At 65.8% G+C, this 7,238-nt stretch carries 6 protein-coding genes and 1 pseudogene; 3 read left to right on the forward strand and 4 right to left on the reverse strand.

The genetic code is table 11. The annotated features are described in order from the left end of the window. From Q0Q02_RS22380 to Q0Q02_RS22395, 4 genes and pseudogenes are all read right to left on the reverse strand, one after another. Positions 1-216, reverse strand: a pseudogene (locus tag Q0Q02_RS22380) (protein deglycase HchA); the annotation flags it as partial. A gap of 27 nt (positions 217-243) precedes the next feature. Then, the gene (locus Q0Q02_RS22385; protein WP_293812854.1) at positions 244-456 is read right to left on the reverse strand and encodes a hypothetical protein; all 213 of its coding nucleotides are present in this window, start codon (positions 454-456) and stop codon (positions 244-246) included. Positions 457-480: 24 nt separating this feature from the next. Beyond that, complete coding sequence (locus tag Q0Q02_RS22390) at positions 481-636, reverse strand: hypothetical protein (RefSeq protein ID WP_293812855.1); 156 nt, start codon at positions 634-636, stop codon at positions 481-483. A 136-nt stretch (positions 637-772) separates the two neighbouring features. Beyond that, positions 773-1,759, reverse strand: a complete 987-nt coding sequence (locus Q0Q02_RS22395) for a helix-turn-helix domain-containing protein (RefSeq protein ID WP_293812856.1) — start codon at positions 1,757-1,759, stop codon at positions 773-775. A gap of 230 nt (positions 1,760-1,989) precedes the next feature. On the opposite strand from Q0Q02_RS22395, the gene Q0Q02_RS22400 reads away from it, so the two are divergent. The 3 genes from Q0Q02_RS22400 to Q0Q02_RS22410 all read left to right on the forward strand — a co-directional run bounded on the left by Q0Q02_RS22400 (position 1,990) and on the right by Q0Q02_RS22410 (position 7,114). Beyond that, the gene (locus Q0Q02_RS22400) at positions 1,990-5,067 is read left to right on the forward strand and encodes a S8 family serine peptidase (RefSeq protein ID WP_293812857.1); all 3,078 of its coding nucleotides are present in this window, start codon (positions 1,990-1,992) and stop codon (positions 5,065-5,067) included. A gap of 152 nt (positions 5,068-5,219) precedes the next feature. Next, a complete protein-coding gene (locus Q0Q02_RS22405) occupies positions 5,220-6,050 on the forward strand; it encodes a cache domain-containing protein (RefSeq protein ID WP_293812859.1) in 831 nt (276 codons plus the stop codon). Positions 6,051-6,157: 107 nt separating this feature from the next. Further along, the gene (locus tag Q0Q02_RS22410) at positions 6,158-7,114 is read left to right on the forward strand and encodes a neurotransmitter-gated ion-channel ligand-binding protein (RefSeq protein ID WP_293812861.1); all 957 of its coding nucleotides are present in this window, start codon (positions 6,158-6,160) and stop codon (positions 7,112-7,114) included. Positions 7,115-7,238: the final 124 nt, after the last annotated feature.

Raw genomic sequence — 7,238 nt, forward strand, 5'->3', positions numbered from 1 at the left:
GCAGATCTTGTAACCCCGGTAGATGTTGCTGTCGCCGACCGCCAGGAAAGCCGCAGGCCCATGGCAGAGCGAGACGACGAACCTATCCTTCACCGCGGCCCATTCCAGGGCGGCCTTGACGTCCTCGCTCTCGGGGAGGCCGATCAGGGCGCCATGCCCTTCGGGGATGAAGATCGCGACATAGTCGTCAAGACCTTTCCCGATCGCCTCGGACAACTTCAGAGGCTGCTTGAACTGGTTGCGCTACGTCGCGAACAGGCCCTTCACCTCCTGATCTTCGGAGGGCATCGCCCAGAACTCGAACTTGACGGGGTTCCCCGACACGGTGGCCACGTCGAAGGCGAAGCCCGCCTTGTCGAGATGATATATCGGCAACAACGTCTCGACCGGATGGTTTCCGGTCGAGAAAAACGTGCCGTTATCGGTGAGCAGGTAGCGCTCGTCAGCGCCGATCATCAGGATCTTCCAGCGCCCGCCCTTCTAGGGATCGGGATAGTCGGCACCGCTCAGGTTCGACCTCGGTGCGGTGAACTGGCTCAGCGAATAGGGGGAAGGAAAAAACGCATTGTCCTCGGCAGGATCCGGAGTCGGGCGCTTGTCGTTGGTCTGCGGATTGGCGACGGCATCCTCCTTCATCGTGAATGACGATGTCCTGCACCCTAAGCCGTCGATGCCGGGCGGCAATGAGGGATTTTGCTCAATTTCGGTGGGCACTCGCAGCGAGACGGGCGCGCCAATACCGGACTCTGGGAGCCGAGCTGAAAGCCGACAATCAGACCAGGTGCCGGAGCCAGTTCGCCAGACTGCCATCGCCCGCTTCGAGCGATGGCGACAGGCGCAGATGCGCGACGTCGCGCGGCGTGACGCCGAACTGAGCCTTGAAGGCGCGCGAGAAGGCATCGTCGCTCGAAAAGCCGAACTGACGTGCGATCTTCCCGATGCCGCCTCTTCCGCGCGTCGACGTATTGAGCGCCAGACGGGCTCGCGCCAGACGGCGCTGGCGAATATAGTCCGAAACGCCGCCGATCGGGGCGAAGAGGCGGTAGAGCGCTGAGCGCGACAGGCCGAACGCGCTGCAAAGCATTCTGGCATCGAGAGCGGGATCGCCAATCCGGCGATCGATGAAGCGGCAGATGATGGCCACGCTCGCCGTCAGCGTTGCCGGGGCCTCGCTATCGCGCATCAGCGCTGGCGACAGGCAGGCCGACAGCAGTTGCGCGCTGGCTTTGGCGATGTCGGGGGTTGCCGTGGGTTCGAGCGTGGGCGCCGCCTTCAGCAGGCTGCGCAGATGGTCCCCCGCCAGCGAGCCGAGCGGACTCGCCCCGGAAAGGACGGTGCCATGCACGCGATCCAGACTCACGGCGTCGAGCGCGAGCAGGCTGCGCGGCAACACCAGGCTGACCGCCCGCATATCGGTCGCATGCGACCGCACCGGACGGGACAGGTCGAAAATCAGGACGTCGCCCGGACCGGCATGGACCTCCTTCCCGCCCAGGTCGAGCGTCGTATGGCCTGCCTCGTATCGCTGGATCAGCAGGTGATCGACGCCGACCGCGCCGATCAGGCTTTCCGAGCGTTCGTAATGCTGGGCGCTCGTCGCCACCTGCCCGACCAGTGCCGTGTTCAGGTGGTGCCGGTCGAGCTCGGCATGAAATCCGGCATCCCAGTCTCCCGCAAGCGGCCGGACATCGAAGATCGGCGCAATGGTCTCGCGCCAGCTCCCGAAAAGTTGCCGCGCGTGATCGCTTTCCCTGCCCATGGTCAGCCTGCCCACCCTCTCGCAGCACCGCCCGTTACCAGGCATCCGCGACGTTTTTCTAGACGGAAGAGAGCTGCGATAACGTAAAGAGGCCATGGGAGAACGCTGATACGCCGCCCCGGATGATTGGGACGCAGCGTCGCCTCTCCGCCGTCTCCCCGGTTTTCGTTCCATGTTAGGCGCCGAACAACCAGTCCACGCCCGCTGGACGACGTTGACGAGCCTTGCCTATGCCGACCATCGCCGCGCGCCGCATCCTTCTTCGCTCCGCCTTCCTCAACGCGACCGCGGCGACGCTCCTTGCCGCTCTCATGCCGGTTGTCGCTTCGGCCTCGGACCTGCCCTCGCTGCCGGACGCGTTCTTCGGCCGCCCAGCCCGCAATCTCCCGCGTGTCGCGATGACCCCGGCACCGGCGTATTTCGCGACGCCCGAATACAACGCCAGTTACGGCCTCGCGCAGATCAACGCCGCCGACGCCTATGCGCTCGGGCTCAGCGGCAAGGGCGTGCTGGTGGCGGTGATCGACAGCGGCATCGACCCGTCGCATTCCGAATTCGCCGGCAGGCTCTCGCCGCTATCCCGCAATTTCGGCTTCGACCTGCCCGATCCCACCGATATCCTCGATCGGGACAGGACGTCGCACGGAACCCATGTGGCCGGGACGATCGCCGCCGCGCGAGACGGCATCGGCATGCAAGGTGTCGCCTATAATGCCGAGATCCTGGCCTTGCGCGCGATCGTCCCGGGCGGCGGGGATGTCGCCGCCGCCATCCGCTATGCGAGCGAGCACGGTGCGAAGGTCCTGAACGGCAGCTACGGCCCGTCCTATCCCTCGCTGACCCTGCCGGACGGCAGCCCAAACCCGGACTACAGCGTCGTCCCGATCCAGCCCTACCATATCGACGGTACTTCTGCCGAAGTCTCGGCCATTCGACAGGCCGGGGCTGCGGACATGGTCATGGTCTTCGCCGCAGGCAACGAGCGCGAGGACCAGCCGGTGATCGCGCGCAATCCGACGGGAGCGGCCTTCTACCCCGCGATCCGCCCGGAGAACGCCAGCAAGAATCTCTATGTCTTCCTCGACGGCAATGGCGACCAGATCAACGCTAGCGGCCTCAATTATTCGGATCTCCAGCCCTACACGATTGCCGTCGTCGCGGTGGATCGCGATCGCAGGATCGCGTCGTTCAGCAACTATTGCGGCATCGCCGCCGCCTGGTGCCTTGCGGCGCCCGGTGTCGGCATCCTCTCGACCGTGACCCCGGCGAATGGCAGCTCTCCGACCGAGCCGTACAATCTGTCCAGCGGAACCTCGATGGCCGCTCCGCATGTGGCGGGGGCAGCCGCCCTCGTACGCCAGGCGTTCCCGTTCATGACAGCGCCGCAGGTGGTCCAGTCCATCCTCACCACGGCGACCGATCTGGGCTCGCCCGAGATCTATGGCTGGGGCCTGCTCAATGTCGGCAAGGCGGCGCGCGGCCCCGGCCAGTTCGTGCAGACCTTCGACGTCGACACGAAAGGCTACTCGGGGACGTTCGGCAACGACATCTCCGGCGCGGGCGGGCTGGTCAAGCGAGGTGATGGCCGGCTCGAATTGAGTGGCCGCAACACCTATGCCGGCGGCACCGCCGTCATAGGTGGAACGCTGGCGCTGAATGGCTCCGTTGCCTCCGCGGTCACCGTCGGCCGGCAGGGCACCTTGCGCGGCACCGGAGCGATCGAGGCCGGCCTGTTCAGTGTCGGTACGGTCATGCCCGGCAACTCGCCGGGAACACTGTTCGTCAAGGGCCCCGTGAGTTTCGGTGGTACAAACCGCTTCGTGCTCGACATTGACGGGACCGGAACAGGCAACGGCGCGGGCAACTATTCGCGTCTCGTCGCACAGACCGCGTCGGGACATGTCACCGTGGATGGACGGATAGCCCCCGTGCTGCGTGGCATCGCCGGCGATGCGAGCAACGGCTTTACGCCCGTGTCCGGAACCGTCTTCCGGGTGCTGGTGGCCGAAGGAGGCCTGAGCGGCAGCTTCACCGGGCTGGACCAGCCGGCCAATGGCTTGCCTGCCAATGCCCGCTTCGACGCCCTCTATGGTGCCACCGGGCTATCGCTGGTCGTGACACCCGGCTCCTATGCCGCGCTCGCGGGCCTGAACGGCAATGGCTCCGCCGTTGCAAGGGCGCTCGACTCTGTACGGCCAGCCGCCGGGACGCGCCCCGATGCCGCCCGGCAGGAGGTGTTCGACGCGCTCTACACGGCTGTGTCAGGCGCGCTTCCCGGTGCGCTGAGCTCGCTGTCAGGGCAGAGCTATGCCGATGCCCGCATGGCGATGATGAACGCCCAGCGGACGATCAGCGCAACCCTCGATCAGCGCCTGACGGCCGGCTGGTCCTCCCGATATGACCAGCTCACTGGGCTGGGGGCAGCGGGCTACGCCAGCCTTGGCAGCGCTTCGGTCGAACCTGGGCGAGTGCAGCCGGCCGGGGAGGGCGCGCTCTGGGGGCAGGCTCTCTACGGCTTCGGGCGCACGGGAGGCGACGCCAATGGAACGGGCTCGAGCTTCGGGCTTGCCGGCGCCGTGATCGGTGCGGAAACCGCCGCCTCCCGGACCGGAATGATCGGCGCCGCCCTGGGATACACCCGCTCGAACGGAGACCCGAAGGCCGATGCGGCCGGCCGCGTCGCGCTCGACAGCTATAGCCTGGCGACCTATGGCCGCGCCGATTTCGGTGCCCTGATCCTGCGCGGCTCGATCGGCGCCAGCTATGGCAAAACGGATATTCACAGGACGATCCAGCTCGGCAATGCCCAGCGGGGCGCGCATGGCGAGGCCGACAGTTACGGCTTCTTCGGCAATGCCGTCGCCGGATATCGCCTTGCCACCGTGGCCGGCCTCGATCTGTTGCCTGAAGCTGGGATCAGCCTGCACCATTCCCGACAGGATGGCCTGACCGAAACGCAGGCCGGAGCTTTCGCGCTTACCCTGCGCGGCCAGAACCAGACCTCGGCGCGTTCCTTGGCGGGCGCACGGCTGTCGACGCCCCTGGCCGGCGACGCGAAGCTGCGTCTCGACCTCAAGGCCTACTGGTCCCACGAGTTCGCCGACAACGTCGCGATTCTGCAGGCCAGCCTGCTGGGTGCGAGCGTCGTGACGCGAAGCCCGGGCGCGGCGCGGGACGGAGCGGTGATCGGCGCAAGCCTGTCTGGCTTCGTCACCTCGCAGATCGAGGTAGCCGGCTCCTACGACGGCGACTTGCGCCCGGGCGCCACGACCCACCGCTTCTCCTTCCAGGCGATGACCCGCTGGTAGGCCGACCGGAGATACCCATGCTTCCCCCCTTCGGACGACGCCAGCTGGGTGCCGGCCTGCCCGCCTTCCTCCTCGCCTGCATTCTCGGGGCGATGCTGTGGCACCAGCATCGCAGCGTCGAGCAGGTCGCATCCCGCAGCCGCGAGGAGCAGATGCGGCTGGTCGGCACCTTGCTTGGTTCGAGCTTCGATCAAGCCGCCAAGTTCTCGCTCTCGCTCGCCGAATCCTTTGCGCGCAATGCCGAGATTCGCGATGCGCTCGCCGCTGAAGACCGCACGCGGCTGCAGGCTCTGTCCCAGGACGCCTACCAGTATCTCAGCCGACAGGCGAACGTGCAGATCTTCGGCTTTCACGACAAGGAGCTGCGTTACCTGCTGCGCATGCATCGCCCCGATCAACATGGCGACGACATATCCGCCTTCCGGGCCATGATCGTCGCAGCCAACCGGTTGCGGCGCGCCCAGACAGGAATCGAGATCGGCATCGCCGGCATCGGTATCCGCGGCGTCGCGCTGGTCCAGCGTGGTTCGGAGTTCTTCGGGACGATGGAGGTTGGGCTCGACCTCCGGCCCTTGATCGAGCTCGTCAAGACGGCGACCAACAGCGAGATCGCGGTGGTCGCTGCGGCCTCGCTCACTGGCGTCGCGCTCGACCCGAAGCTGCCTTCGGTCGGTGGCCTCAGCATCATGGCATCGACCGACGACCAGCTTTTCCTGGATCTGCTACGCACCCGGGGAACGCAGCCGCAGCGGGATATCGAGTTCGGCCGCAGGCAGATCGGCGAGCGCAGCTACGCATTCATGAGCCAGCCATTGGTCGACTTCTCCGGCAAGCTGGTCGGAACCATCCTGATGCTCAAGGACGAGCCCCGGTCCGACTGGCGCCGCCTGAGCACCGAACTATGGGTCATCGCCCTTTGCAGCGGAATACTCGCCTTTGTCGGCTTTCTCATGTTGTCGCGCCCACGGCGGGCCGTTCCATGATCGGCCGCCTGCTTCTCCTCCCCCTGATCCTCCTCGGCCTCGCTCAAGGCGCATTGGGCGAAGAAAGGACGGGCAATGGCAAAGCCACGCTGCCGGAGGCCTTCGGCTTGCCCGTACGTGTCCATATCGCGCTGCGCGTGCTCAACGTCCTGGAGATCAAGGAAGTCTCCGGGCAAGGGCGGTTGCATCTCGAATTGACGCAGCGCTGGCAGGACCCGCGCCTGACCTTCGACGCGGTCGCGCGCGGACTTGCCCGCGAGGATCGGGTCGGCGAGGAGGCCGACGATTATCTCAAGACCATCTGGTCGCCCGGCCTCGCGCTCGACAACCAGATCGGAGACAAGGACGCCCGCATCGTCGCTCTTTCAGTGCATGCCGATGGCGAGGTGGTGTTGATCGAGCGCTTCGAAAGCGATTTCCGCTTTCGGATGAACATGGACGCCTTCCCCTTCGACCGACAGAACCTGACGATCGGACTCTCGCTGCCGCGTTATGCGCAGCAGGAGGCGATCGTTCTGACGACAGAGGCCGACCGCCCCTTCTCCGGCCTTGAGGATACGCTCTCGGTCGTCGACTGGCGGCCCGTCGGCCTACGCTTCACCAACGATCTCGCGATCGGCTGGAACGCGCGCTCCTATTCGCGCCTCAACGCGACCGTGACGATCGCGCGCTATGCGGAGCGCTACCACCTGCGCATCTTCGTTCCCATCATCGCGGTGCTCGCGGTCTCGCTGTTCGTGCTGTGGTCCCCGGGGCTGAAGGAGCAGGACAAGGGGGGCTTGATCTTCTCCTCGCTACTGGCTCTCGCCGCGATCAGTTTCACCTTCGAATCCTCGTTTCCGGGCTCGATCTCCCTCAATACCCCCGTCGCCGAGATGATATCGCTGGGCTACCTCTATCTCGTCACGGTGCTGATGTTCGAGATCGCGCTGTCGGTCGCGATCGCTCACCCCAGTTTCCGCTGGCGCGACCAGGCCGCCGATTTGCGCTGGCATCTGCGCTGGGCTGTGCCGGCGATGATGTTGATCATCTGCATCGGGGCAGCGGTCCGCGCCCTGCCATGATAGTTGCGCTCTCCCACCACCAGGCTTTCGAAGCTCGTACGAAGAGCGCGCGATCCGGGGGGATCCGAAGTCATATGATGGCTTCGGAAATCACTCGCATCCCGAAACCGGTTGCAACGCGCCA

Source organism: uncultured Allobosea sp. (assembly GCF_945956895.1).
In the GTDB taxonomy this organism is placed as follows: domain Bacteria; phylum Pseudomonadota; class Alphaproteobacteria; order Rhizobiales; family Beijerinckiaceae; genus Allobosea.

What these genes read in the sequence shown, in the direction of transcription:
- Q0Q02_RS22385 (WP_293812854.1), bottom strand. Translation starts at nt 456, where the DNA reads ATGATCGGCGCTGACGAGCGCTACCTGCTCACCGATAACGGCACGTTT.
- Q0Q02_RS22390 (WP_293812855.1), bottom strand. Translation starts at nt 636, where the DNA reads ATGAAGGAGGATGCCGTCGCCAATCCGCAGACCAACGACAAGCGCCCG.
- Q0Q02_RS22395 (WP_293812856.1), bottom strand. Translation starts at nt 1,759, where the DNA reads ATGGGCAGGGAAAGCGATCACGCGCGGCAACTTTTCGGGAGCTGGCGC.
- Q0Q02_RS22400 (WP_293812857.1), top strand. Translation starts at nt 1,990, where the DNA reads ATGCCGACCATCGCCGCGCGCCGCATCCTTCTTCGCTCCGCCTTCCTC.
- Q0Q02_RS22405 (WP_293812859.1), top strand. Translation starts at nt 5,220, where the DNA reads ATGCGGCTGGTCGGCACCTTGCTTGGTTCGAGCTTCGATCAAGCCGCC.